Source organism: Sphingomonas faeni (assembly GCF_040407495.1).
GTDB lineage: Bacteria > Pseudomonadota > Alphaproteobacteria > Sphingomonadales > Sphingomonadaceae > Sphingomonas > Sphingomonas faeni_D.
In genome coordinates this window covers 101,978-126,652 of sequence record NZ_JAPZPP010000007.1, presented here as the reverse complement: position 1 = coordinate 126,652, position 24,675 = coordinate 101,978, and the positions used below count along the sequence as shown (strand labels likewise).

The following is a 24,675-nucleotide window of genomic DNA, read 5'->3' as shown; positions in this document are numbered from 1 at the left end:
AGGCGGAATCAATAAGCCGTCGCTCGTATCGACCTCTCCGCTTTTCACTAGAGAGCGTCCATTCAAATAACCCTATTTGTCCTGGCCCAACCACGGGCAAGCCTCACCGCCCCATATCGCCGTGGTTTGTCAGGGCGACCCCGGGCGTTACGTCATGGTCCAGCAGCGTCACTTACCGATACTCCCAGCTCAACGATTGTTGTTCAGGATCAGGTCGAAAAGGGGCTTACCCGCTGAACTGGTTGGTCTAGACCATATTTTCCAAGAGGGCGGAGCGCCCGACTAAGGGGTGGCTGTGCCTGACCTATATGACACTGGAGATCGTTCTGGTCAGAGCGTGGCGGACGACGAGCGGATCGCAAGCCAGGTAGCCGGCGTCGACCGTCATACCGACCCATTTGTCGCGGCAGTTCACGCGACACGCATGCCGATGATCATCACCAATCCGCGGCTTCCAGACAATCCCGTGGTCTTCGCCAATGACGCGTTCTGCCGTTTGACTGGTTATGAGCGCGAGGAAATTGTCGGACACAATTGCCGGTTCCTACAAGGGGCGGACACCGATCCGGTAACACGCAAGGCCTTGCACGACGCCGTTGAGCAGATGAAGCCCATTGAGGTCGACATCCGGAATTACCGAAAGGAGGGCGAGCCGTTCTGGAACCGGTTGCTGATGGCTCCGGTATTCGATGCCGATCAGAAGCTAGCCTATTTCTTTGCTAGCCAAGTTGACGTGACGATCGAACGCGAGCGGTTGACGGGCCTCGAGCGTGACAACGCCGCGTTGATGGCGGAGGTCACCAGCCGGCTGCGTACTCAGCAGGAACGTGAGCGCGAGTTGGCTTTGGCGCTGCGAGCTGGCGGGTTCGGCACCTGGAGTTTCGAGCTTGCCAGCCGAACGCTGACCGCATCGGAAGAATGCAAGGCGTTGTTCGGTCGTCGCCCCGACAGGCCGTTCACGTATGAGGACCGGATCGCCGCCATCCATCCGGACGATCGCGAGCGCGCGATCGAAGGCATGGAAAGAGGCGGTGACCGTGGCCGTGATCGCCGCGAGGATTATCGGATTTTCTGCCCGGACGGCAGCATGCGCTGGATATCGACGCGGGGGCAGCCTTTCTATGACGCGGAAGGGCGTTTGGTGAGGGTAGCTGGCGTATCGATGGACGTTACCAACGCGAAACGGGCGGAGATGAAGCGAGAGGCGTTGGTCCGCCTCAACGACCACCTTCGCGACCTCAATGATGCCGCCGACATCTCGTATCTTGCGGCCGCAATTTTGGGTGAAACGTTGGGCGTCAGCCGTGCCGGTTATGGCTTGGTCAACCGCACCGATGAGACGATCATCATCGAACGGGATTGGAATGCCCCTGGCGTTACCACGCTCGCCGGAACGCTCCTTTTTCGCGATTATGGATCTTACATCGAGGATCTTAAACGCGGCGATACCGTAATCGTAGAAGATTCCCGCCTCGATCCGCGCACAGCTTCAACATCCGCTGTGCTGGAAGCAATTAGCGCCCGCTCGTTCATCAACATGCCGCTGACCGAGCAGGGCGGGCTGGTCGCTTTGCTTTACCTGAACCACAAAGGAGCCCGGCATTGGTCGACCGAGGACCTCGACTTCGTGCGCGAAGTGGCGGTGCGAACCCGAGATGCGACTGAGCGTCGTCGCGCTGAACGTGAACTGGCCGATCTAGCGGCTTCGCTCGAGCAGCAGGTCGTCCAGCGAACGGCTGAGTTGATGTCCGCCGAGGATGCCTTGCGCCAGTCGCAAAAGATGGAAGCGGTCGGCCAGCTGACTGGCGGCATAGCGCATGACTTCAACAACCTCCTGACCGGCATCAGCGGCAGCCTGGAGATGATCCAGCTTCGCCTCGCGCAGGGGCGAGAAGCGGATGTCGATCGCTACGTAGATGCAGCCCAGGGCGCCGCCCGTCGGGCTGCCGCGCTCACGCACCGGCTACTTGCCTTCAGTCGCCGCCAGACACTCGATCCTCGTCCAACGGACACGAACACCCTCGTAACCGGCATGGAGGAGCTTATACAACGCACCGTCGGGCCGTCAGTTGTCGTAGAAACGTCACTGGCGCCAAATCTCGGCTCCACACTGGTTGATCCAAGCCAGCTCGAAAACGCGTTGCTCAATCTGTGCATCAATGCCCGAGACGCCATGCCTGATGGCGGACGGATCATGATCGAGACGCGGGACCGCAATGTAGACGCACGCGCCGGGCGTGAGCGGGATATCGAACCCGGCCCGTATGTATGCCTTTCAGTCAGTGACACCGGCACTGGGATGATGCCCGACACGATCGCCAAGGCATTCGAGCCGTTTTTTACTACCAAGCCGATCGGTAGTGGCACAGGCCTCGGCCTTTCGATGATCTACGGCTTTGCTCGTCAGTCAGGTGGACAGGTCCGCATTCATTCCAGCGTGGGGGCCGGCACAACAGTCGTGATCTACCTGCCGCGCAGCGAGCAGACACCTACAGAGGAAGGATTGCCTGCTTCGCTTTCTGACGCGCCCCGGGCGGTAGGTGGCGAGACGGTACTCGTGGTGGACGATGAAGCAACAGTACGAATGCTCGTCACAGAAACGCTCGTTGACCTTGGCTACGCCGCGCTTGAAGCATCTGATGGCCCCTCCGCGCTGAGCATGATGACACCTGAGCGGCATATCGACCTGCTCGTCACCGATGTTGGCTTGCCAGGCATGAACGGCCGTCAACTCGCGGACGCGCTTCGCTCCAGCCGACCTGATCTCAAGGTGCTATTCATCACCGGCTACGCAGAAAGCGCGGTGTTGAATCACGGGCACCTCGAACCGGGCATGCACGTCATCACAAAGCCGTTCGCTATGGAGACACTGGCCTCGCGCATCAAAGAACTGATCGCCCCCTAAAACCGCTCCGGTGCGGTCTCATGCGCTGATGCGTTACAGTTATATTGACCTTGCCATCGCCGTCTTTGGGGCCACCGGGCATGTATTTGACCTGATTTCGATGGCTCAGCTGAATAAACTTTTAGCCAGAGGTGGATGCCTCGAGTCGGTGTTTGGCTTCGTAAGACCGTTCGATCTCACTCAACCTTAGCGTGAGTTCTCTCCCGGGCAAATGGATGGTTAGTCTCTGCCGTTCATCTTCGTTAAACCGATCAGCCTTAACTAACAGGTCTCGGATGGCTGCGCGACCGACAACCCTGTCGCCGCCAAGCCAGCCACTGGCAAGTGCGATCTCTGGAGCCAAAATGAGTAGACCATAGGCGTCAGGTACGAAGTGCTCAATTATGTCAATGGTATCCTTGAACCGTGTTCACGGCTGAGTGTTATACTGATAATCTAGGCTTGGCGACCGGGTGTGTGACCCACAAACGGTCATTCAGGCGCCCTTTCTCGCCTCCCAACTTCGGCCATTCATTCATTAGCCGCTTTCGACTTCTGCTAGCAGTCCGATCAAGGCTTCGCGTCCAGGCCGCTTAGCGACCTTACGCCGTCGGGACGGTGCCGCCATCAATCACGAATTCGGTTCCGGTTATGCTGCCTGCCCGATCAGAAGCGACGAACGCGACCAGGTTCGCCACCTCGTCAGGAGTTGCTGGTCGGCCGAGCGGTATGCCGCCCAGTGAGGCCATGATCATCTGCTTTCCCTTCTCAGCGCCGTCCTCACCGCCGAGACGTTTGGCCAGTGCGACGGAGGCCTCGGTTTCAATCCAGCCAGGCGACACGCGCACAACCCTTACCCCTGCTGGCGACACCTCTTTTGATAGGCTCTTGCTATAGTTCGAGAGCGCCGCCTTTGCAGCGGCGTAGGCGGTTGTCGCTTCCGGCAATGGCATAACGTGCTGGATCGAAGTCACATGGATGACCACCCCCGCGCCCCGCGAAACCATTTCCGGAACCAGCCCCCGATCGAGCCGGATGGCCGGCATCAGGTTGAGGTCGAGCTCCTTCGCCCATTCCTCTTCGCCAAGAGCGGCAAACCCGCCTGCTGGCGCCGAGGAACCGCCTAGCATGTGAACGATAATGTCGACCCCGCCCATCCGCTCGCGGACCGCGTCGGCAAGAGTTGCGCAGCCCTCCACGGTGGTAAGGTCGGCCGCGAAGAAAAGCTCCTCAGGTAGTGTTTCTGGCTTGCTCCGAGCAGTCGTCAAAACGTGAGCACCCAGCTCACGAAACAGAGAAACCGTCGCAGCGCCAGCGCCACGGGTTCCTGAGGTGATGAGGGCGCGCTTGCCTTCCAGCGAAAGGAACGGAATCACAGCGCGATCTCCAGACCGGCAATCGCGCCATCGGCAAGCGTAAACTCGTATCGCAGGTCGACGGGACTGCCCGGGAAGTTCCCAACTACATGGCTTGTCACGACGGCTTTATTGCCTTTGTCGGTAATGGCGAACGGCTCAGTGGCGCAGAGGTATTTCGCGAGATAGCCCACGGCCCACGCCTGGATTCCATCGCGACCAGTGTAGGTGTGTCCCTCGTCCTGCACGGTCGCATCGGCGGTGAAACATTCAGCGATAGCCACCGCATCGCGTCTCCTGTCCGCGTCGAAGTATCTCGCAATCCCAGGTAACAGATCGATGGCCATGACGTCCTCCATTTCGCAGCGAAGCGCTCGCTCCGCTCTCCCGAACCAAACTATGGATGGACGGCCTGTAGGATAATCAGGATAGATAGGGATGAGACGTCACGGAAAGCGGGACAATGTCACGGTCGGGACTGATTGAGCTGGAGGCGATCCTCGCCATTGTCCATCGCGGCTCATTCCGCGCGGCTGCCGTTGATCTCGGCATGTCCACAACCGCGCTAAGCAACGCAGTCGGCAAGCTTGAGCAGCAGCTCGGCGTTCGTCTGCTCAATCGGACTACGCGCAGCGTCTCGCTGACAGACGCCGGAAGAACTTTTGTCGGCCAGATCGCGCCGGCGGTTCAAAACATCCAAGACGCCATGAACACGGCGCGATCGCAGCAGAGTACGCCGTCGGGTATCCTGCGCATCAATTCCTTCGCAACCGCCGCCCGAGAAATCCTGTCTCCACTGGTTCTGGAATTTATACGTCGGTACCCGCAGGTTCACATCGATCTCGTCACCGAAGGACGTCTTGTCGACGTTGTGGCGGAGGGCTTTGATTTTGGCATTCGCACCGCCGACCTGATCCCAAGTGATACGATCGCGATCCCGCTCGGCGCTCCTCGGCGCTTCTCCGTCGTGGCGTCGCCGGCATATCTTGAGAAGCGCGAGACGCCGCAGGTGCCGCATGATCTCCTGGCGCACGCCTGCATTCGCGTGCGGTTGCCCAATGGCGCGCCGTATCGTTGGCATTTCGCGAAGAACGGCGAGTCGATGCAGATCGATGTACAAGGCCCAATCACATTGGACGAGGCCAGCCTGTCTCGAATTGCCGCGCTGGATGGTGTTGGGATTGGGTTCTTCATGGAAGCGGATGTCCGCGACGATGTCGCATCGGGCAGGCTTGTCCAGATGTTGGAAGACTGGACCCCGCCCCTTGCACCGCTATGCCTCTACTACCCGAGCAGGCGCCATTCATCGGCCGCGTTCAAAGCGTTCATCGATCTCGCCCGGGAGATTGCTGCGGTCACAAGACGCTAACCCCCGGTCGCAGATATCCGCGGCTTAAATAGGGCTTCTCGGAGCCGCTATCTGCTTATCGACTGGATGACGCCGTCGGCGCGGAGTTTAGCCCGGAACCCGTGCATCTTGCATAGCTACTGTCCGACGACGATCAGACCGTTTGAAGTCGCTGCCGCCTGTCGGACGGCCTTTAGCGGCTGGTATTCCGGCGCGTCGTAAAAGTCGCGAACAGCCTGGCGGTTCGGAAACTCCAGCACGACTAGCCACGTCGGGGACCAGTGTCCCTCGATGATCTCAGGCTGGACGTCTTTGACGAGCGGTTTGCCACCGAACTGCGCGGCTAGGGCGATCGCAGCGCCCTCGTAGTGGGTCATAGCCTGCAGATCACGTACTGTGAGATCGATGAGGACAAGGGCAGTCATAAGAGTTTTGCCTAGTGATTGAGGGTTGCGGGTGATCCGCCCGCGCTACCCGAACGCCAGTTCGCGACTGACGTCCGGTAGCCTTGAGAAAGCGCGAGTCTGAGCGGACATGTAATGACCGGCTCGAGAACGACGCCCTTGAAGACAATCTGTACGAAGTGATTCCGGCTCAGGCATTGAGCCGCTCAGTTGATCAGGTCATCGGCAGGGCGGCTCAACGCACTTAGGTAATCGTGAAGTCGATAATGACCTTGCCGCCGCGCTCAGCATGGATGGCGGCTTCGACGATTGCGGACGGCGGGTAGATGCCGCTGATCGGTGTGTGCAACGTCCCGCTGACGACAAGCGGCAAGACGTCTTTGACCGCGGCAGGAGCGGCAGCGGCGGAGTCCGGGTTGCCAAGGAAGAAACCGTGGACGGTCACCTGCTTGAAGATTGGCAACCAGGCCGGGATCGACATCGTCGCGCTGCCCAGAATGGAGTAGGCGACGACGGCCGCGCGGGGCGAGACGATGTCGGCGATAAGGCCAATCGCCTCGCCGCCGATCGCATCGATACCCAAACCAATGCGACCGCCCTCGACCGCCCTCTCTGCCTCAGCTTTGGTGTCGTCGCCAGCGACCAAGACCACGTCGGCGCCGGCGGCCTTCAATTCGTCGACGAGTTCGGGACGCCGGACAATGTTGAGCGTCTTCAAACCGCGAGCTTTCGCGACCCCGATCACCGATCGGCCCACCCCCGAATTTGCGGCGTTCTGGACAACCCAGTCACCTGGTTTCAGTGTCGTATATTCGCTGAGCAAAAGGGCCGCAGTCGGCGGGTTGATTCCCAGCATCGACAACTGATGCAGGTCGGCGTCGGGAAGAGCGAACAGTCCCTCTGCAGGAATGGTCATCCGTTCGCGCCATAGCCAGGTAAAGACTGGAAGAAGCACGCGGTCACCGATGGCGAGATGATCGACGTCCTCGCCTAGGCCAATGACGCGGCCAACCCCTTCGTTTCCAACAGGCCCAGGAGCGGTTGGCAGAACGGGAAATCCGCCTTTGATCACGTAGAGGTCATGGGGATTGAGTGGCGAGGCCTCGAGTTGGACCAGCACCTCGTTCACGCCGGGCGCGGCTGGCTCCGGCAGATCGGTGAAGCGCAACACGTCACGAGGCTCGCCGAAGGCGGAAATCTGGATCGCTTTCATCAGGATACTCCTTGATCGAGCGGCATGGCCGCAGCGGTTGGTTAGTGGAGCGGTGGCTCCATAAACAGGCCCTGGTCCGCGAATTTGCCGCAGTCAACGTAAAAGTGGAGCCGTCGCTCCGAATATGTTAGGTCGCAGATTAGAAGACCTGAGCGATGTCCGTTCACGTCGCAGGCAGGAAGAAACGCGATGACGACTAAGGTTGAGAGCCAGACCCCTCGCGGGCGCGGACGACCACGTCTGTTTGATCGGACAGCGGCGCTCGACCGGGCAATGCGCGTGTTTTGGGACAGGGGTTACGAGGGCACGACGTTCGACGAACTGATTACCGCGATGGGGCTGAGCCCCTCGAGCTTCTACAACGCGTTCGGAAACAAGGAGGCCCTCTATCGCGAGGCGGTCGGTGCATACCTCACGGGGCCGGGTGGCTTCTTCCCCAAGGCGCTCGCTGGCGAGGGCTCGGCACGCGATGCGTTCGCGCGGCTGATGATAGCTACGGCTGCCGCGTATACTGACGATACCGGTCCTGCGGGCTGTATGATCTCACTGGCCGGGTTGCACGACGCCCCCGAACGCGCCGACCTCCGCGACTTCATGCGTGAGGTCAGAGGCCGGTCGCTTGCGTTGATGGTAGAACGCCTCGACGAGGGCGTCCGAAACGGCGACCTGCCTAAGGGGACTGACGTCGCCCAGATCGCCGACTTCTTCGAGACAGTGTTCAGGGGCATGGCGGTCCGTGCGCGTGACGGCGCAGATCGCGAGATGCTTGAAAAGACTGGTGTCATGGCGCTTGACGCCTGGCCAGGCGGCCGGGCCTAGTCGTCGCCCTTGTCGAATGGACTGACACCTCGCCCGAACGAGAAGTTCTCTGATGGTAGGGGAATGAGAGTTACGAACACATCGTCCGGCCTGATTCCGACATTGTCGTGAAGGCGCTGGACGATCTCTTTTAGCAACACTCGCTTTTGCGACATGGGGCGCGATGCAGGGATGTGCACAGAGATGATGATCGCGCCCGCTGAGCGATCCACGTCCCCGTAGGTAGGATGGAGAAACAGATAACCTTCGGCATGCTCGTTGATCACGACAAACTTGTCCTCGGGAGGCAGGCCGAAGCTGGCCTGAAGCGAGTGCGCGAGGGCGTCCGCAATGGCCTTACGCTGATCCAGGGAAAACAGGTCCTTGGGCACATGGACGTTAAAAAAGGGCATGACGTGATCCTCATTGCATAGTGCTTACATGAAGCGTGTGTATTTGGAGTAGAGGCTCCACAAACTTGCTCTGCTTGCGATTTGCAGGATCGTCAACGAGTTTTGGAGCCAAGCCTCCAGATCATAGCGGAGGATGACCTTGTCCCAGACATTCCTACGCTAGCGTTGGCATCAGTCTCAACGTGACGGGCCACCCGGCCCCCGAAAGAAACTGAAGCAGCATGACAACCCTAAATGGAGTTCTGACTCCATATTGTGTTGACGCTTGGCGGAACGTCGCTTATCGGTTTTTGGAGCACGCGCTCCCTAAAGCGATGCGCACGGAGATTCCTGATGACCCGAGTAGTCCGAATTCACGAATACGGTGACGCCAGCGTTCTCCGAATTGATGACGTAGACGTGCCGGCGCCGGCAGCCAACGAGGTTCAGATCAAGGTCAAGGCGATCGGAATTAACCGTGCCGAAGTGATGTTCCGCAATCACGCTTATCTACAGGAGGCACACTTTCCAAGCCGCCTTGGCTACGAAGCTTCGGGCGTCATCGAGCTCGTCGGTGAAGCAGTCGAAGGTTTCGCCATCGGCGATGTGGTCAGCGTCATTCCCTCACAGGATATCACTAACGGCGGCACCTATGGCGAACTGGTCAACGTGCAATCACGCTTGGTCGTAAAGCATCCGGAGACATTGTCTTTCGAGGAGGCCGCAGCGGTTTGGATGCCTTATGTCACGGCTTGGGGCGCGCTTATCGAACAGGCAAAGCTGTCCCAAGGTGAGGCCGTCATCATCTCGGCGGCGTCCAGCAGTGTCGGCATTGCCGCGTTCCAGGTCGCTAAACTTGTCGGCGCTACCGTCATCGCAACGACGCGAACCGGCGCTAAGCGCCAAGCTCTTTTAGATGCCGGCGCCGACCATGTCGTAGCGACGGACGAAGAGGACCTTGTAGCGAGGGTTCTCGAAATCACGGACGGGATCGGCGCTCGCGTCGTATTCGACCCGGTCGGCGGCCCTTCGTTCGAGCCACTGACGGCCAGCATGGCGCGAGGCGGGATCCTGCTGGAGTATGGGGTGCTCAGCGCCAATCCCACGCCGTTCCCGTTGCTTACCGTCCTCAGCAAGTCCCTAACGTTGAAGGGATACCTTTACACCGAAGTGGTATCCGACGATGCCATCCTCGAGCGCGCTAAGACGTTCATCACGGACGGTTTGGTATCGGGTGCCCTTAAACCCCTGATCGCGCGTGCCTTCGCTTTCGCCGACATTCAAAACGCTCATCGCTTCCTGGAGTCCAACGAGCAAATCGGCAAGGTCGTCGTTACGCTCTGACCTGATTCCGGCCACTGAGCCTACTAAAGCGCTATTCGGAACCGGGCATCCATTCAGCTGCCACCGCAGAGGAGTGTTACGCTCCGTAGTATCGTTCGACCTCACCCAGCCGGAGCGTGAGCGCTCTGCTGGGCAAATGAATAGTTAGTCTCTGCCGTTCGTCTTCGTTAAAACGAGCGGCCTTTTTTAACAGGTCACGGATGGCTGCGCGACCGACGACCCTGTCGCCGCCAAGCCAGCCACTGCCAAGCGCAATCTCAGGTGCTAGGATAAGGAGGCCATAAGCGTCAGGTGCGAAATGTTCGATTATGACGACGGTGTCCTTTTTGCCGTGATCGCGGCTTGCTTTTATACCGAGGATCTATCCTTGGCGACCGGCGGGCCATCGGACCCACATCTGGACGTTCAGCCCGCCCTTCCCGCTTCCGAAGTTCAGACATTCGTTCAGGTCAGGAACTTAACGTTGTCAAAAGTCAGCGGGACTAATTGCACCGGAACGCCGGCTCGTAAGCGAATAGGCCTGGCAAGCCGCCCGTCATGACGAACAACAGCGGTTCCTCATTGCGCCACGCGCCTTCTCGGATAGCAGCGATGAGGCCAGCAAAAGCCTTCCCGCCATAGACCGGATCAAGCAGCAACCCCTCAGACCGGGCAACCAATCGTACTGCTTCGAACATTGCTTCAGTCGGCACGCCGTAGCCCTCGCCAAGTTGGCCGTCCGTGACCACGATGTCGCCATCTATAAACACGTTGGCCGGATCGATGAGTGCCAGGGTTCTCATTGCAAGTTCGGTGGTGATCGCCCGCGCCTTCCGGATTGGGGCAAGGACCGTGAAAGATTCGATCCGACCGGGCTCGTCTCCCGCCGCCTTCATACCCGCAGCCAAGCCGGCGTGTGTGCCGGAGCTGCCGTTCGGCACGATGATCCGGCCGAAGCGAAGCCCTAGGTCCTGCTCCTGAGCCATGATCTCCTCTGCGCACAAAGCGTAGCCGAGGCAACCAAGCGGCGAAGAGCCACCAGAACCAACGACATAGGCGCGGCGCTCTTGGGCAGACAACTGCTCGGCGCGATCGTGAGCGACCGCTAAAGCATCAACGTCACCTGGTCTTCGATGGACAGTTGCGCCGAACAGATCGTCGAGCAGGACATTGCCATTGCGACGGTAGGCCTCGTCGTCGCGCGCGACGGTATCGGTCAGGATCAACTCGCAGAAGAGTCCTGCGCGTGCTGCTGCGGCCGCGCTCAGTCGGGCATGGTTCGATTGCCGCGCGCCTGTGGTGATGAACGTATCGCAGCCTTGGTCCAGTGCCTCGCCGATCAGGAACTCCAGTTTCCTAAGCTTGTTGCCGCCCCCACCGACACCCATCAGGTCGTCGCGCTTGACGTAGATTGGAGGGCAGACCGAGCATCCGAGCGCTTGTTCCAGCCTGGTCAGACGCTGGATCGGCGTGGGCCCCTCGAGCAAAATAAATCGAGGTCGTTTCTCAAGCTGAATTAGCATCGATCGTTCCGGTCCGGCGGTAGGAGTCTCTCGTGGCAGCTTCGGGCGGCCTCGTCACGCTTACGAGCCCATAGGCGGTCATTCCTGCAGTTACGCATTAGGACTCGTTTTAAGAGGGTCGCGACGCCGACCCCTGGGTCAATTCATCTCCGGACGTTTGCAATCCCATGAGCGCTCTCCAGCTTCGGATATTCATCTTTTTTGAAGCGACTTTAGACAGTTAGTCGACCCGACCGCCTAAATCTTTTGAGTACGAACCGCCAGTTGGACTCTGCGAAGGAAACCTTTCTCGCATTTCCTAGTCCGCTGGTAGGATTATGGCCCCAACGGGGGATCATATGCCAGTTCGAACAAAGTGGCTTCTAGAAGCCAGCACTCTAGCCGCGTTCCTTCTTCCAACCGGTTCCCTTGCCCAAGTTGCACCCCAACCGGGTGGAGAGACCGGTTCAGGAATTTCGGCAGGCGACCTAGTAACGGAGACGGGCAGCCAGGATATCGTCGTCACTGGGATACGTAGCGGCATCGAGCGGGCGGTGAAGATCAAACGCGATGCGGACAGTATCGTCGACGTAATCAGTGCCGAAGACATCGGCAGGTTTCCGGACGTGAACGTCGCGGAGTCCGTGCAGCGCATCAGCGGCGTTCAGATCAATCGGACTCGTGGCGAAGGCCGCAGCGTCAACATCCGCGGATTGCCCGACACGTTCACGCTCGTGACGCTGAACGGTCGAAGCGTCCCGAATGCGTTGAACGACCTATTCACACCTTTCTCACGCTCGTTCGACTTTTCCGCGCTTCCCTCAGAGTTCGTAAGCACGCTCGAGGTCTACAAGTCGCCAACTGCGGATCTCGATGACGGCGGTCTCGCTGGAACGGTCAACATCCGTACGCCACGTGCGCTCGACCTTGGAAAACGCGTGTTCGCGCTTTCCGCCCAGGCGGAACACGAAAGCAATTCGGGGAAGGCGTCGCCGCGGATTTCAGGTCTGTTCGCCAATAGCTTTCTCGATGGACGATTGGGCGTAACTCTCGGCGGATCCTACACGCAACGTCGCCCGCAGACGCATCAGGTCGAAACCGGCTGGAACACCGTCACCGAAGCTCAGGGCGTGCCGCTTGGCGGAGGCGGAGACGACCTGAACGGCGATGGCGTGATCACGCCGAACCGGCTCGTGCGCATTCCAGGTCTGATAATCCACGACATGTTCACCGAGAACAACCGTCGCCTCAGCGGCCTCGCATCGCTGCAGTATCGACCCACCGACACGGTCGATCTGTACGTCGACGGCTTCTACACGCGCGTCGACGTCGAGGCCGTGCGTCAAGAGAACTTGCAGAACTTCGCCGGGTCGTCGGGCGTCGTGGCGTCCTCAACGCAGGTGCTCGACGGCGTCGAGACAGCAACCGACTTCACCGTAAGCGGCCTCGATCTGCGCAACGGTGGCCGTTACCAGGATCGCAGCGGCTACATCCGCTCGCTCGTGGGGGGAGCCAAGTTTCACAACGACGACTGGACGGTCGTCCTCGAAGGCTCCGCCCAGAACTCACGCCAGCGACGTAACACGCTCAACATCGCCGACAGCATCAACGGTACCGCGCGCGTCGTCGCCAATCCCGGCGATGACATTCCGAGCATCACCTATCTTGACGGCTTCGACCAGCGACGGCTCGACCCGAACAATTTTAGGTTGTTGAGCCTCAACGGCGAACTGAACCGCGTCACCCGCGATCGCCTATGGGATGCCAAGCTGGATATCCGGCGCGACTTCGGCGACCGGGGCATCACATCGCTGCGCGCTGGCGCGAAATACGTCGATCGCGCACTCTACCAAGACAACAAGACGCTGACGATCTCCGCTGCAGGCGTATCCCAGCTCTACGGTGGCCTCCCCGCTGGGCCGGTGGCCGGTTCGTTCAGCGCCGCGCCGTTCATGATCCTGATCAAACCCGGGTCCGGATCGTTCCTGGGCAGCTATTCGGGGGACGCCTCCTTCCCGCGGCAGTGGCTGGGGTCGGACGCGAAGTCGTTCGTTAAAGGATTCACCGAGGACCAGCTTATCGCGGCCGGCACGTATACCAACGACGCGACGGGTATCCTCGACGTCGCGGAAAAAACCCTGGCACTCTACGCGCGCGGCGACATCGCATTTGGCAAGTTGACCGGCAATATCGGCTTCCGCGCGGTCCGAACGGAACAGACCACGCGCGGCGTCAGTCCCGATCTCAACGGCATCACCGTGGAGGTCGAGACCGGCATGATCACGCGCGTGCCGGCGGCTGGGCCGCTCGCGGTGCACCGCACCTATTGGGACTATCTGCCGAGCCTAAACCTCAAATATGAGGCGACCGACAAACTGCAGCTCCGCGTTTCGGCGTCACGGACCATATCGCGACCCAACCTGGGCGACATATCACCGACCACCACGGCGAACGGCACCGGTCTCACGGTCACGAAGAACAATCCGTATCTCGATCCCTTTCGAGCCAACAACGCGGACGCGACGATCGAATATTATTTCGGTCGTGACGCGCTCGTCGGCGCCTCTTTCTTCTACAAGAACCTGGAAAGTCTGATCCGCCGCGAAATCAGCATCCAGTCCCTGCCAGTGACCTATATCCGGACTACAGGCAGCACGACGCTGCAGACCGATTTCACCGTCAGTCAGCTGGTCAACGGCTCCGGTGTCGATCTGAAGGGGGTGGAACTGTATTTCCAGCAGGCCTTCACCTGGTTGCCCAAGCCGTTTGACGGGTTCGGCACTATCCTGAACTACACGTACATCGACAACAGCGACCCAACCCAGCTGACGGCCGCGTCCAAGCACAACTACAATCTGATCGGCTACTACGAGAAGGGTCCCATCGGTGCGCGCGTCTCCTATTCCTGGCGCAGCAGCTACCTTGCCGCTGCAGCCGTGGCGCCGGTGATGGGGCGGGTCAACCGCGCGTTTGGCACGCTCGACGGCAGCGTCAGCCTGAAGGTGACGCCCCAGGTGTCGGTGGTGGTGGAGGCGGTGAACCTCCTCGATCGCGACGAGATCGTCGAATACACGACCGGCCTTCCAGCAAACTATCTCGACTCCGGTCGACGCCTCTTCGGTGGTGTTCGCGTCAATTTCTAACACGCCCGACAATCGGCGGCTCCCAAGACCGGGGCGCCCAAGCAGGACAAGACCATGACTGACTCGATCAATCGGCGCGGCGTACTGTTGGCAGGCACTGGTAGCGCCTTCAGCCTCTACTCGTGGGCCGCCGCGGCCCAGGCGGCGACGCCGCAGACGAAGCCCGACCTCCGGCTTGCGCGACGCCCTGGATCGAAGCCGAAGAACATCCTCGTCGTACTCACCGACGATCACCGCTACGACGCGATGGGGTTCATGAAGGCCCAGGATTTCGGCGACACGCCGACACTTGATCGGCTTGCGCGCGAGGGCACCCATTTCACCAACGCCTTCGTGACGACCGCGCTGTGCTCGCCGAGCCGCGCATCGATCTTCACCGGCCTGTATGCGCACCAGCACAAGGTGGTCGACAACAACCATCCAATCCCGCCAGGGCTGGTCTTCTACCCGCAATATCTGAAGCAGGCGGGCTACGACACGGCGTTCATCGGCAAGTGGCACATGGGGACCGAGGGTGACGCACCCCAGCCGGGGTTCGATCACTGGGTCAGCTTCAAGGGCCAAGGCACGTATCTCCCCAGTGCGGATGGCCTGAACGTCGATGGCCGTCACGTCCCGCAGAAGGGCTACATCACCGACGAACTGACCGACTACGCACTCGACTGGATCGGCAAGCGCGACGGCAACCGGCCCTGGATGATGCACCTCGCGCACAAGGCGGTCCATTCGGAATTCATCCCGGCGGACCGTCACAAGGGCCGCTACGACAAAGAGACGTTCCGCTACCCGGAAAACATGAAGCCGGGCATGCCGGGGCGTCCCATGTGGGTCGAGAACCAGCGCAACAGCTGGCACGGCGTGGACTACGCCTATCACGGCAACCTAGACATCGCGGACTACTACAAGCGCTACATGGAGACGCTGCTGGCGGTCGACGAGGGATTGGCACGTATACTGAAGCTGCTGGAACAGCGCGGCGAGCTCGACGACACGCTGATCCTGTATCTGGGCGACAACGGATTCATGTTCGGCGAACATGGCCTGATCGACAAGCGGGCGGCGTACGAAGAGTCGATGCGGATCCCGATGATCGCGCGGTGCCCATCGCTGTTTCCAGCCGGTAGCAAGGTCGAGGCCGTCGTCGCCAATATCGACATCGCACCGACCATGCTCGCCGCTGCCGGGCTGCAGGCCCCCGCGCACATGGCCGGCGCCGACATGTTACCCCTCGCCAAGAACAAGGCGGCCCCGTGGCGCGATGAGTTGCTGTACGAATATTACTGGGAACGCAATTTCCCGCAGACGCCCACCGTGCACGCCGTGCGCGAGGAGCAGTACAAGTACATGCACTTCCATGGCATCTGGGACTTGGACGAACTCTACGATCTGGCGGCGGATCCGCATGAGAACGACAACCTTCTGGCGAAGCCGGGGCACGAGGATCTGGCCGCGCGGTTGAGCACGAAGCTGTTCGCGCTGCTGGAGGGAACGAATGGAATGCAGATTCCACTGAGCGCTGATGCAGGTTTCCAAGCCCGGCTGCGAGCCCCTTCAGGAGCAAAGCAGGCACCATTTCCCGCAACCTTTTATCAGCCCCCGCCCAAGAGATGATTACCCGAGTTTGTTGCGGAACGGGAATTTGGGAGTACACTCAGGCTTGGGTAGGGGACTTTCGGTACGTCCCTCTAGAAGACCCAGTTCCGGCCATTCACGCCCCTCAACTCGCTTCCCGCAATCGGACATTTTTTCACGTACGGGCGATACGAGAGGTCGAGGAATGGTGAGCTGCTGAGACCTCAGCTATCGCTAAGTGATGACGGTCGGATCAACCTATCCCCTCCGCGGCCATGGCCGCCTGGACGGCGGGCCGCGCCTTCATGTGCTCCCGCAAGCCGAGTAGCGGCAATGGCAGATCTAGCGCAAACCGATCCGCCCAGAGCAGCATGACGAACAGGTAGAAGTCGGCGACGCTCGGCGTGGCCCCGAACAGATAGTCGCCCTGCAAGCCATCGGAAAGAGGTTGCATCAGGCGGAGCACCGTATCGCCTGCCCTCGCTTTGTCGGCAGCGCTACCGGCGTGCCACATCGGCTTGTACGCCCGATGAATCTCAGTCGTGATATATGTCAGCGCCTCGATAACCCGCGTCCGCCCCATCGCGCCGCCGATCTGCAACGCAGGCGTCTCGCCAGCGATCCAGTCGAGAACCGCTAGATTCTCGGTGATCATCGTGCCGTCGTCGAGAATGAGCGCCGGCACGTATTTCTTCGGATTGATCCGTGTGAAGTCTTCGCCGCCAGCCGTGCGGAACGTGCGCAAATCGACGCGTTCGGCTTCAAACGCCATCCCCGCCTCTCGAAGCGCGATGTGGTCGGCCAGGCTGCAAGCGAGCGGGCTGTAATAGAGCTTCATCGAATAGACTCCTTGTGAGACACGGCATGGACGGTGATCGCGATTGCCAACACAGCGGGCAGCGTCACGGCAGGAAAATCACGAAGCAGCGCGGACGGACCACAGATCCCGACTGCCACTTCCCAGATGTGGAAGAGCGCATGCCCCGAGAGCCAGATCGCGGCCGCCCCCCAGGAAACCGAACGATGGATCGGACGTGCTGCACCCAACAGGAACGCCGTGCCGACGCCGAGGAAGATCAACCCGATGTCGCGTACGAAATGCTGGTTGAATGGTCCGGTCGTGGTGACGCCGGGAACCGCGAAATACCATCTCACGGGCGAGGCGAGCATGAAGACGCCGTTTGCGGCCGCGCCCACTCCCAGCAGGATCGCGATGCCCAGGACGACGCGGCTCACCGGCCTGCGAACCATGTGTCGTAGTCAGTCGCGCCGATATGCGCTCCGGCCGCGGGCATGAGCGAGATGTCGTCGATCTTCGCGCCAAAATAGAGCGCGTCGGCCTCCCCCACTACGCCGCGCGCATCACCGGTCGCCTCGAGATAGCGACGCACTAGCGCATCCATCCGGAACGCCGTCGGGCCCGCCACCTCGATCGTCCCGTTCGCAGGCGGCGCGACGACGATCGTGGCGAGCGCGTCCGCGACGTCATCGGCCGCAATCGGCTGGAACAAGGCGGTCGACAGGTGGATCGCTTCGCCCGCTGCGGCCGAATGCGCGATGCCGCCGAGGAATTCGAAGAACTGCGTCGAATGCAGTATCGTATAGGGCACGCCCGACGCGCGGATCAGCGTCTCTTGCGCGACCTTCGCGCGCATATAGCCGCTGTCGGCAAGGCGCTCAGTCCCGACGACCGACAGCGCGACATGGTGCCGGACGCCCGCGCCTGCTTCGGCAGCAAGGATGTTGCGGCTCGAGGTTTCGAAGAATGCGAGCACCGCGGCATTTTCGAACGATGGTGAGTTCGCGACATCGACGACCACTTCCGCCCCGGCCAGCGCCTCGGCGAGGCCCTCCCCCGTCAGCGTGTTCACGCCGCTGTTCGGCGACGCGGCGACGGCCTCGTGTCCCGCTGCCTCCAAACGCGAAACGAGCTTCGAACCGATGAGGCCAGAGCCCCCGATAACGACGATCTTCATGTCCCGATACCTTTTGCAAAGCGGCCCGCCGGATCGGCATCGGCTCACTGTAGGACGGGAGGTAGCAGGGCGTTGGCCCAGGCTCGTAGAGCCAAGAACCGCGAAAGCGACTAGGCCAAGATCATCATACTCGGTCGGCCAGCAGTCGTCGTAAGGCGGCGACCGCCTCGTCGACCCTGTTCGGGCGAAGGTTCGTTGCGCTCAGCAACAACCCCGGCATACGGCGCTCGGGATCCTGATACCAAGGCGACAGCGGCGACGGCGCGATCCCGAGTTCGGGCGCGCGCCGCGCCAGCGCCATATCGTCGATCCCCTGTGGCAATCTCAGGAGTGCGATCGGGCCGGCGACGGTCTCTAGCGGATAATCCGCCTCGAGCGCACGGTGCAGCGCGGAAAGCCGTTCGGCATAGAGCCGCTTCATATTGCGCAGGTGACGCAGGTAATGACCCTCGGCGAGCAGCTGAGCGATCGCAAGCTGCGACGGCGCGAAGAAGCTCGGCCCCAAGGTTGCCGCCGCTTGCCCGAAGCGCGTGGCGAGCGCCATCGGCGCGACGACGAAGCCGATTCCGACCCCGGGCTTCAACGTCTTGCTGAAGCTGCCCACATGGATCACGCGCCCCGTGGTATCGCCGCTTGCCAGCGCCGGCGCGGCGCGCGCGCCAAGTTGGAGCTCCCCCAGATAGTCATCCTCGATGATCCAACCGTCGGCCGCCTCGGCCCAGTCCAGCAACGTCCGTCGCCGGGCATGGCTCATGGTCGCGCCCAGCGGGGAATGCTGCCCTGGCGTGACGATCGCGACCCTGGCGTCGGGCGCGAGCGCTATTCCTGCAGCAACGTCGATCCCCTCCCCGTCAACGGGCACGGCGACCGGGCCGACGCGCGCCATCTCCAGTCCCATGCGGGTTATGGGGTAGCCCGGCTCCTCCATCCAGGCGCGCTGCCCCGATGCGCCCAGCACCTGCAACGCCAGCGCGAGCCCACCGCGATAGCATACAGTGACGATGACTTGGTCGGGCACGCAACGGAGACCTCGCGCGATCGCCAGGTAGGCGGCAATCTGGGCGCGCAGTGCAGGGTGCCCGCGCGGATCGGGATAGGTCGTCGGCGTCATCGCATCATCTCGGACCGCGCGTCCGAGCAGGCTGGCCCAGAGCTTTGTCGGAAACGCATCCTGCGCCGGCACGCCGGTCTGAAAGGGCAACGCCGTTAGCGAAAAGCCGCGCAGCATCGTCGAGAGCGGCCGGACGATCGGCTCGCTCGGCGTGGAAGCATGGCGGGGAGGCTTGGCGATCACGCGGGTGCCGCCCGAACCGGCGGTGCTCAGCAGCAATTCAGACACCAGCGCATCGTAAGCAGCCTGCACGGTTCCTCGAGCTACACCCAGCTGGCTTGCCAGATCGCGGACTGATGGCAGGCGCGCGCCAATCTCCAGCCGCCCGTCGTCGATCGCCGTTCGGATGTTGTCGCACACTTGATGAGAGAGCGAAATCGTCGCCCTTCGGTCCGGCTTGATGATGAAGTGCGCATGGGAGGCCATGCTCTTACGGTACAGTGTTAGTGTCCCATGACGAATGCGTTCCGATGACTCTGGCGACGAGTGCAACATCTCGGTGCCAAGACCATTGCCTAACGGAGGGAGCGAGACCGACAAGCAGACAGTCGCGGACTACTTCATGCTTCCCAATTTCGGCCGCTCGTTCATCTCGGTCAGAATGCTGATGTGGGATACAGCTGCCTAGCCCCCACCGACGGCCGTCTCAATGAGAGAACGTCAGGTGCTCTTGTCATCCTTGAACAAGCATATCGATAAGGTGGTCCTCGGCGGGTAGTTGCCCATCGAGCATCAGCATGGCGAGGCCATGAACGAGCGACCAGGATCGCAGCGCGCCAGTCTCCACTTGATCCGACCCGGCGTCAGTCGGCGATGCCGCTGCCGCATTGGCATGTAACATCCGTAATGCCTCTATTTCTCCTGTCGCCTGCAACTGCGCTGAAGACGTGAAGATCAGTCGAAAGATTGCCGGATTGGCGAGCGCAAACCGCACATAGGCCCGACCGGTTGCCGCAAACGCAGCGGCGCCGTCCTTGCCGCTTGCCGCGTTTCGCTGGGCGATGGCGAGCCGGTCCAACCCTTCCAAGGCAAACGCGCGCATCAGCGCCGCCTTGTCGGGAAAATGCCGGTACACCGAGGTCGCGCTGACACCGACCTCGCGGGCCATCTCGCGCAACGACACGCCTTCCACGTCACGTTCGGCCAGAAGCCGCAGCCCTACCTCGATCAGCGCCGCGCGAAGATGGCCATGATGGTACCGTTTTTCCATGTTGACACTGTTACCTTCTCGCCTATGATCACGGTGTAAACATTGGAGGCGGGCATGGCTAGCGTTCTGACGCGGATTAATGAGGGGACCGGGGAAGCCAAGCAGGCGGCGCACCCCTTCCTGTGGGGCATTCACCGGCCGATGGAGGACGAACTGACGCTTACCGAGTTGGAGGTCCGTGGCGCCATCCCGCAGGCACTACGCGGTCGCTACCTGCGAACCGGGCCGAACCCGGTCGCCGCCGATTCCGCCTCTTACCACTGGTTCACTGGTGACGGCATGGTGCATGGCCTGGCGATCCGCGATGGCAAGGCATTGTGGTATCGAAATCGCTGGATCGGATCGCGTAGCAACGCGGCTGCCCGTGGAACAGCGCCGGCACCGGGGCCGCGGCACGGCTCCAGCGACACCGTGAACACCAACGTCGTCGATCTGGGCGGGCGCGCCTTTGCGGTCGTGGAAGGCGGCAGCTACCCCGTCGAACTGTCCGAGACGCTCGACGAGCAGCGCTACGATAATTTCGGTGGATCGCTTGTCGGCTCGTTCACCGCGCATCCCCACCGCGATCCGCTGAACGGCGAGCATCATGGCATCTGCTACGAAGGGCGATGCCCCAACGAGATCCGTCACGTCGTCCTCGATGCCACGGGCAGAGTGGTGCGCGAGGCGCCGATCGCGGTCGAACATGGCCCGATGATCCACGATTGTGCGATCACCGCGCGTTACGTCGTCATCCTTGACCTTCCTGTGACCTTCTCGCTGGCGGCCCATCTTTCCGGTCAGCCGCTACCCTATGCCTGGAACCCCGCGCATCGTGCCCGTGTCGGGCTGATGCCGCGCGACGGCGATCAGCACGCCATCATCTGGTGTGACGTCGATCCGGCGTATGTCTTCCACGTCGCCAATGCCTTCGACCTGCCTGATGGTCGAGTGGTGCTCGACGTCTGTGCCTATCCGACGATGTTCGCCGGAGCGCCCGGTGGGCCCGATGCGACCTCGCGCGGGCTGGAGCGCTGGACGCTCGATCCTGCTGCCCGCACAACCACGATCCGGACGATCGATGGCGCGCCACAGGAGTTTCCCCGCATGAACGAGCGCCGGTTCGGCCAGGCCTACCGCTACGCCTATGTCGTGGCAACGCAATCGGACCGTCGGTTCCAGAGCGCGAGCCGGCTCTACAAACACGATCTCGTCGAGGGCGGACGGGAGGTGCACGACTTCGGTGCCGGCCACCATCCCGGCGAATTCGTGTTCGTGCCCGCGCACGAGAATGCGGGTGAAGACGAGGGATGGCTGATCGGCTTCGTCATCGACGAGCCGAGCGACACTACCGAGCTGGTGATCCTCGACGCGCGCAAGTTCGAGAGCGGTCCGGTCGCCACGATACGCTTGCCGCACCGCATTCCGCCGGGCTTTCACGGCAACTGGATCAACGGAGGAGGCGCACAATGAACACGATCGTCACGACCATGAAGGACAGCATTGAAATGAACCGCCAGACCGGCAGTCGCATCGGCCTCATCGCCATCGAAGCGGGCATCAATTTCGGATTGCCGCTGCTGATCTACGATCGCGTGGCGCCGCAATCGGGCGACGTGGTCGCGTTGATGGCGTCCTCGCTTCCACCACTGATCTGGTCGCTCGTCGAGTTCGCCCGCCGTCGTCGCGTCGATGCGCTGTCGATCCTGGTCCTGGCAGGCATCGCTCTGTCGTTGCTCGCCATGCTCGGGGGCGGGTCCGTCCGCTTTCTCCAGTTGCGCGAGAACCTCGTCTCGGCACTGATCGGCCTGGTGTTCCTCGGCTCGGCCGCGATTGGTCGCCCGCTAATCTATCAGCTTGCCCGTGCCGGACTTGCGCGGAAATCGCCGGACGAGGTCGCCGCGTTCGAGGCAAAGCGTGACACGCCCCGCTTCCGCCGCGTCATGACGATCATGACGTTGGTTTGGGGGATCGGCCTGCTCGCATCGTCGGCGCTTGCCTGCACGCTCGTCTTCGTACTCAGCATCCATGATTACATGCTCGTCAGCCCGTTCGTCGGCTACGGTTCGATGGGCGCGCTCGCACTTTGGACGGTCTGGTACAGGCGCCTCGCCCAACGCCGCGCGGTACGTTGAAACGCGGAGCCTTATCTTAGACGACCCAGAACCGGACGTTCACGCGCCCTTCCCCACTACCCAACTCCAGACATTCGTTCATTACAGCACTGGCTAAGCCTGGCGAATGATCGTCCGTCATGGATGGGAAGGATGTTGGCGGTCGGCCCGACAGCCGAAGCGACCTATACGGCTGGTCGGATCAGCACTACACCCTTTCTGCAAGCAGCGAAGCGTTAGGAAAGTATGATGAGTCGTTGGACTTTCCCGTTGTGGTCGTAATCGCCGTTGTTGCCCATAGCCCTGCAAGTTCGGCGCAAAGTCTAATCTCAAAAAAATACATCCTAGACCGCAAAAAAAGCGATGACGCTGCGCGAATGATCGCGAACGCTGCTCCCAGCCCGCTCAACATTAATTGGCCAGAACTTCGTAGGAAAATATACAAGTCCAGTCTGCCCACGGACAATTTCAGGATTACAATCGTAGCAGGTCAAATTTCGATCAGCGACGACAGCCCCAGGCCGATAATTCACGTTTTTTCAGACGATGGATCAATGAAATGGAAGATAAATGATGGACAAGTTCTCGACGTATCAGCAAAGCTAGCTGGTGACAATGTTGAGGTAAGGTGTATTGGCGACGGATATGAGCGAATGACGGTTTATCGCAACGTTGGGCAGAGCCTAGTGGCGGAGTCTACCATTACTAGTCCGATACTATCGGTGCCAATTCGCTTCAAAAGCATATACACTTAATAAATCGGGCGGTATACTACATAGGTGTTGAACTGGCTATCTGATGCTGCGGATATCAGCGAATGTTCGAAACTGTACGGACGCGCCCCGTCCGACACCTTCCGCCCAGACCCACAAACGGACGCTAACGCCTCTTCCTTCGCTTCCCAACTTCCGACGCTGGTTCATCGTTACGAATGACCGATTTTCACACCGGGTTATCCGCTCGCGACTGTCGTAATGGGATAGGAAAGCAAACCGCCTGCTGTTCGAGTCAGAATAGGCACAATAGCCGATGATCGTTCGTGTAGAGCGGATGGCGATTTAGCGCCGTCAAGTGCCCTTAAAAGGCTGAGAACCGGCGCCCAGAAGCAGCAGGCGATTAGTCGTCGAGCGGCGAGAAGGTGCGCGTTATCGCGCTTTTCCCATCCCCCTGGGACTTTTCGACGACAGCGCATCTCGAAGCCAGTCGCCAACGACTGCCACAACGCGAGGTGATCCGAGGTACGGGCCTAACTTCGACGCCTCATCCGGCGCGCCTGTGACTGCGCCTTCCTGGAACGAGTGCCCAAGTCCGTCCAGCATCACAACTCGAGCGAGGTGGTTGCTCGCCAAAGCGGCACGTGCCGCAGGTGCGTCATCCACCACCGTATCCTTGGTCCCGTAGACCGCTAGAACGGGTATATGCAGGGCCTTGAGATCAGAGGCCGAGCGTAATTTGCTCCCTTTCCAGGCATCTGGAACGTCGATCATCGTGAGCGCTTGTTCCGCCTGCGCCAGCGGGAACCCCGCTGCCTCGAACCGGTCGATAGCGTTTGCGCGAAGGCGTGAGATCGTAGTCGCATCTCTGCTGTCCACGCGAGCCTGGAGCAAAGTCATAGCCGCATCCGCCGCCGGGCCGACGAGGGTGTCACGGCCGCCGACAACCATCTTCATCATCTGCCTGTAAAGCCCCTTCCTAACGTAAGGCAGCCCGTCGCCAACATTGCCCGCGAGCGTCACCACGGCCGCAATGTTTGGATCGGCAGCCGCCGCCGCGGGCGCGATTACACCGCCCCCGCTATGGCCGACCAATGCAATGCGGCTGCCAGCGATATCTGAGCGATGGCGCATCGCCGCAACAGCGGCGGCAGCGTCTGCGGTCAGCCGCTCGGGATCCTCCTCATAGGTGCCGGTCGACTGCCCGACCCCGCGCTTGTCATATTCCAGAGCAGCTATACCGTCGGCCGAAAGCCGCTTGATTAGCTCGGAGAAGCCGCCACGTTTATTGGGTCCATTCCCCTGAATCATCACGGCCAAGGGATAGGGACCTTTCCCGTGGCCTGCCGGGAGGTACAGCGTTCCCGCCAGAACAACGTCCGGTTCGGATGAAATGCGAACATTGATGGCCATCGGCCCGGGCACAGCCAAGCCAAGGCGGTTCGGTGAAGGTTTGCCGACAGCTGCCTGTGACTGCGCGTCTATGCCGCCCACGATGCCTGTCGCGGGAAGCAAAAGCAGGGCTGTTAATAGCCGTATGGGGGACACCCAGAACATATCAGTCATGGCTTTCATCGTTGCTCCACCTCCTCACTGTGCAGCACGGCCGGTATGCCATGCCGAAGTCTTTCCACCGTT

Annotated in this window: 21 protein-coding genes; 9 read left to right on the top strand and 12 right to left on the bottom strand. The window is 60.9% G+C overall.

Annotated elements, in window-relative coordinates; genetic code table 11:
• Positions 1-337 precede the first annotated feature (337 nt).
• Positions 338-2,905: a PAS domain-containing protein gene (locus tag O6W96_RS18685; RefSeq protein WP_353470919.1), complete on the top strand. Its 2,568-nt coding sequence runs from the start codon at positions 338-340 to the stop codon at positions 2,903-2,905.
• Between the two features lie 581 nt (positions 2,906-3,486).
• On the opposite strand, the gene O6W96_RS18680 is transcribed toward O6W96_RS18685, so the two are convergent.
• Both O6W96_RS18680 and O6W96_RS18675 read right to left on the bottom strand, forming a co-directional pair.
• On the bottom strand, positions 3,487-4,260 hold the full coding sequence (locus O6W96_RS18680; RefSeq protein WP_353470918.1) for an SDR family oxidoreductase: 774 nt from the start codon (positions 4,258-4,260) through the stop codon (positions 3,487-3,489).
• Positions 4,257-4,586, bottom strand: a complete 330-nt coding sequence (locus O6W96_RS18675) for a nuclear transport factor 2 family protein (protein ID WP_353470917.1) — start codon at positions 4,584-4,586, stop codon at positions 4,257-4,259. Before O6W96_RS18675 ends, O6W96_RS18680 begins: the two co-directional genes overlap by 4 nt.
• Before the next feature lie 116 nt (positions 4,587-4,702).
• On the opposite strand from O6W96_RS18675, the gene O6W96_RS18670 reads away from it, so the two are divergent.
• Positions 4,703-5,608 carry a LysR family transcriptional regulator gene (locus O6W96_RS18670; RefSeq protein WP_353470916.1) on the top strand — a complete coding sequence of 302 codons (906 nt, stop codon included), beginning with the start codon at positions 4,703-4,705 and terminating at the stop codon, positions 5,606-5,608.
• A gap of 116 nt (positions 5,609-5,724) precedes the next feature.
• Here O6W96_RS18670 and O6W96_RS18665 read toward each other — a convergent pair whose 3' ends face one another.
• On the bottom strand, positions 5,725-6,012 hold the full coding sequence (locus O6W96_RS18665; RefSeq protein WP_056678348.1) for a DUF1330 domain-containing protein: 288 nt from the start codon (positions 6,010-6,012) through the stop codon (positions 5,725-5,727).
• Positions 6,013-6,235: 223 nt separating this feature from the next.
• Positions 6,236-7,204: a zinc-dependent alcohol dehydrogenase family protein gene (locus O6W96_RS18660; RefSeq protein ID WP_353470915.1), complete on the bottom strand. Its 969-nt coding sequence runs from the start codon at positions 7,202-7,204 to the stop codon at positions 6,236-6,238.
• 189 nt (positions 7,205-7,393) lie between these two features.
• Between O6W96_RS18660 and O6W96_RS18655 the strand changes: the two genes are divergently transcribed.
• The gene (locus tag O6W96_RS18655; RefSeq protein WP_056678353.1) at positions 7,394-8,023 is read left to right on the top strand and encodes a TetR/AcrR family transcriptional regulator; all 630 of its coding nucleotides are present in this window, start codon (positions 7,394-7,396) and stop codon (positions 8,021-8,023) included.
• Here O6W96_RS18655 and O6W96_RS18650 read toward each other — a convergent pair.
• Positions 8,020-8,415 (bottom strand): tautomerase family protein, encoded by a 396-nt coding sequence (locus O6W96_RS18650; RefSeq protein WP_056678355.1) that lies wholly within the window; start codon positions 8,413-8,415, stop codon positions 8,020-8,022. The genes O6W96_RS18655 and O6W96_RS18650 overlap by 4 nt on opposite strands.
• Positions 8,416-8,748: 333 nt before the next feature.
• Here O6W96_RS18650 and O6W96_RS18645 point away from each other — a divergent pair, with 333 nt between their 5' ends.
• Positions 8,749-9,738 (top strand): zinc-dependent alcohol dehydrogenase family protein, encoded by a 990-nt coding sequence (locus tag O6W96_RS18645; RefSeq protein ID WP_353464954.1) that lies wholly within the window; start codon positions 8,749-8,751, stop codon positions 9,736-9,738.
• 482 nt (positions 9,739-10,220) lie between these two features.
• On the opposite strand, the gene O6W96_RS18640 is transcribed toward O6W96_RS18645, so the two are convergent.
• Positions 10,221-11,240 carry a D-cysteine desulfhydrase family protein gene (locus O6W96_RS18640; protein WP_353470914.1) on the bottom strand — a complete coding sequence of 340 codons (1,020 nt, stop codon included), beginning with the start codon at positions 11,238-11,240 and terminating at the stop codon, positions 10,221-10,223.
• A gap of 317 nt (positions 11,241-11,557) precedes the next feature.
• On the opposite strand from O6W96_RS18640, the gene O6W96_RS18635 reads away from it, so the two are divergent.
• Together O6W96_RS18635 and O6W96_RS18630 are read left to right on the top strand one after the other, a co-directional pair.
• Positions 11,558-14,362: a TonB-dependent receptor gene (locus O6W96_RS18635; RefSeq protein ID WP_353470913.1), complete on the top strand. Its 2,805-nt coding sequence runs from the start codon at positions 11,558-11,560 to the stop codon at positions 14,360-14,362.
• 54 nt (positions 14,363-14,416) lie between these two features.
• On the top strand, positions 14,417-15,973 hold the full coding sequence (locus O6W96_RS18630; protein ID WP_353470912.1) for a sulfatase family protein: 1,557 nt from the start codon (positions 14,417-14,419) through the stop codon (positions 15,971-15,973).
• A gap of 214 nt (positions 15,974-16,187) precedes the next feature.
• Here O6W96_RS18630 and O6W96_RS18625 read toward each other — a convergent pair whose 3' ends face one another.
• The 5 genes from O6W96_RS18625 to O6W96_RS18605 form a co-directional block, all read right to left on the bottom strand.
• Positions 16,188-16,772 (bottom strand): glutathione S-transferase C-terminal domain-containing protein, encoded by a 585-nt coding sequence (locus O6W96_RS18625; RefSeq protein ID WP_353470911.1) that lies wholly within the window; start codon positions 16,770-16,772, stop codon positions 16,188-16,190.
• Positions 16,769-17,170, bottom strand: coding sequence for a hypothetical protein (locus O6W96_RS18620; protein ID WP_353470910.1), 402 nt, complete (start codon positions 17,168-17,170; stop codon positions 16,769-16,771). Before O6W96_RS18620 ends, O6W96_RS18625 begins: the two co-directional genes overlap by 4 nt.
• Positions 17,167-17,910: an SDR family oxidoreductase gene (locus O6W96_RS18615; RefSeq protein WP_353470909.1), complete on the bottom strand. Its 744-nt coding sequence runs from the start codon at positions 17,908-17,910 to the stop codon at positions 17,167-17,169. The genes O6W96_RS18620 and O6W96_RS18615 overlap by 4 nt, the downstream gene beginning before the upstream one ends.
• Positions 17,911-18,034: 124 nt before the next feature.
• Entirely contained in the window at positions 18,035-19,447 is a 1,413-nt protein-coding gene (locus O6W96_RS18610) for a PLP-dependent aminotransferase family protein (RefSeq protein WP_353470908.1), read from the bottom strand.
• Between the two features lie 247 nt (positions 19,448-19,694).
• On the bottom strand, positions 19,695-20,231 hold the full coding sequence (locus tag O6W96_RS18605; RefSeq protein WP_353470907.1) for a TetR/AcrR family transcriptional regulator: 537 nt from the start codon (positions 20,229-20,231) through the stop codon (positions 19,695-19,697).
• 54 nt (positions 20,232-20,285) lie between these two features.
• On the opposite strand from O6W96_RS18605, the gene O6W96_RS18600 reads away from it, so the two are divergent.
• The 3 genes from O6W96_RS18600 (at position 20,286) to O6W96_RS18590 (ending at position 23,079) form a co-directional block, all read left to right on the top strand.
• The gene (locus O6W96_RS18600; RefSeq protein ID WP_353470906.1) at positions 20,286-21,683 is read left to right on the top strand and encodes a carotenoid oxygenase family protein; all 1,398 of its coding nucleotides are present in this window, start codon (positions 20,286-20,288) and stop codon (positions 21,681-21,683) included.
• A complete protein-coding gene (locus tag O6W96_RS18595) occupies positions 21,680-22,345 on the top strand; it encodes a VC0807 family protein (RefSeq protein ID WP_244647673.1) in 666 nt (221 codons plus the stop codon). The genes O6W96_RS18600 and O6W96_RS18595 overlap by 4 nt, the downstream gene beginning before the upstream one ends.
• 119 nt (positions 22,346-22,464) lie before the next feature.
• Positions 22,465-23,079 carry a hypothetical protein gene (locus O6W96_RS18590; RefSeq protein ID WP_353470905.1) on the top strand — a complete coding sequence of 205 codons (615 nt, stop codon included), beginning with the start codon at positions 22,465-22,467 and terminating at the stop codon, positions 23,077-23,079.
• A gap of 390 nt (positions 23,080-23,469) precedes the next feature.
• Here O6W96_RS18590 and O6W96_RS18585 read toward each other — a convergent pair whose 3' ends face one another.
• Positions 23,470-24,612 carry an alpha/beta hydrolase gene (locus O6W96_RS18585; RefSeq protein WP_353470904.1) on the bottom strand — a complete coding sequence of 381 codons (1,143 nt, stop codon included), beginning with the start codon at positions 24,610-24,612 and terminating at the stop codon, positions 23,470-23,472.
• Between the last annotated feature and the right edge of the window lie 63 nt (positions 24,613-24,675).

Bases quoted from the DNA above. Each gene is read 5' to 3' on its own strand.
- O6W96_RS18675 (WP_353470917.1), bottom strand. From the start codon at position 4,586: ATGGCCATCGATCTGTTACCTGGGATTGCGAGATACTTCGACGCGGAC.
- O6W96_RS18670 (WP_353470916.1), top strand. From the start codon at position 4,703: ATGTCACGGTCGGGACTGATTGAGCTGGAGGCGATCCTCGCCATTGTC.
- O6W96_RS18665 (WP_056678348.1), bottom strand. From the start codon at position 6,012: ATGACTGCCCTTGTCCTCATCGATCTCACAGTACGTGATCTGCAGGCT.
- O6W96_RS18660 (WP_353470915.1), bottom strand. From the start codon at position 7,204: ATGAAAGCGATCCAGATTTCCGCCTTCGGCGAGCCTCGTGACGTGTTG.
- O6W96_RS18655 (WP_056678353.1), top strand. From the start codon at position 7,394: ATGACGACTAAGGTTGAGAGCCAGACCCCTCGCGGGCGCGGACGACCA.
- O6W96_RS18650 (WP_056678355.1), bottom strand. From the start codon at position 8,415: ATGCCCTTTTTTAACGTCCATGTGCCCAAGGACCTGTTTTCCCTGGAT.
- O6W96_RS18645 (WP_353464954.1), top strand. From the start codon at position 8,749: ATGACCCGAGTAGTCCGAATTCACGAATACGGTGACGCCAGCGTTCTC.
- O6W96_RS18640 (WP_353470914.1), bottom strand. From the start codon at position 11,240: ATGCTAATTCAGCTTGAGAAACGACCTCGATTTATTTTGCTCGAGGGG.
- O6W96_RS18635 (WP_353470913.1), top strand. From the start codon at position 11,558: ATGGCCCCAACGGGGGATCATATGCCAGTTCGAACAAAGTGGCTTCTA.
- O6W96_RS18630 (WP_353470912.1), top strand. From the start codon at position 14,417: ATGACTGACTCGATCAATCGGCGCGGCGTACTGTTGGCAGGCACTGGT.
- O6W96_RS18625 (WP_353470911.1), bottom strand. From the start codon at position 16,772: ATGAAGCTCTATTACAGCCCGCTCGCTTGCAGCCTGGCCGACCACATC.
- O6W96_RS18615 (WP_353470909.1), bottom strand. From the start codon at position 17,910: ATGAAGATCGTCGTTATCGGGGGCTCTGGCCTCATCGGTTCGAAGCTC.
- O6W96_RS18610 (WP_353470908.1), bottom strand. From the start codon at position 19,447: ATGGCCTCCCATGCGCACTTCATCATCAAGCCGGACCGAAGGGCGACG.
- O6W96_RS18605 (WP_353470907.1), bottom strand. From the start codon at position 20,231: ATGGAAAAACGGTACCATCATGGCCATCTTCGCGCGGCGCTGATCGAG.
- O6W96_RS18600 (WP_353470906.1), top strand. From the start codon at position 20,286: ATGGCTAGCGTTCTGACGCGGATTAATGAGGGGACCGGGGAAGCCAAG.
- O6W96_RS18595 (WP_244647673.1), top strand. From the start codon at position 21,680: ATGAACACGATCGTCACGACCATGAAGGACAGCATTGAAATGAACCGC.
- O6W96_RS18590 (WP_353470905.1), top strand. From the start codon at position 22,465: ATGGATGGGAAGGATGTTGGCGGTCGGCCCGACAGCCGAAGCGACCTA.
- O6W96_RS18585 (WP_353470904.1), bottom strand. From the start codon at position 24,612: ATGAAAGCCATGACTGATATGTTCTGGGTGTCCCCCATACGGCTATTA.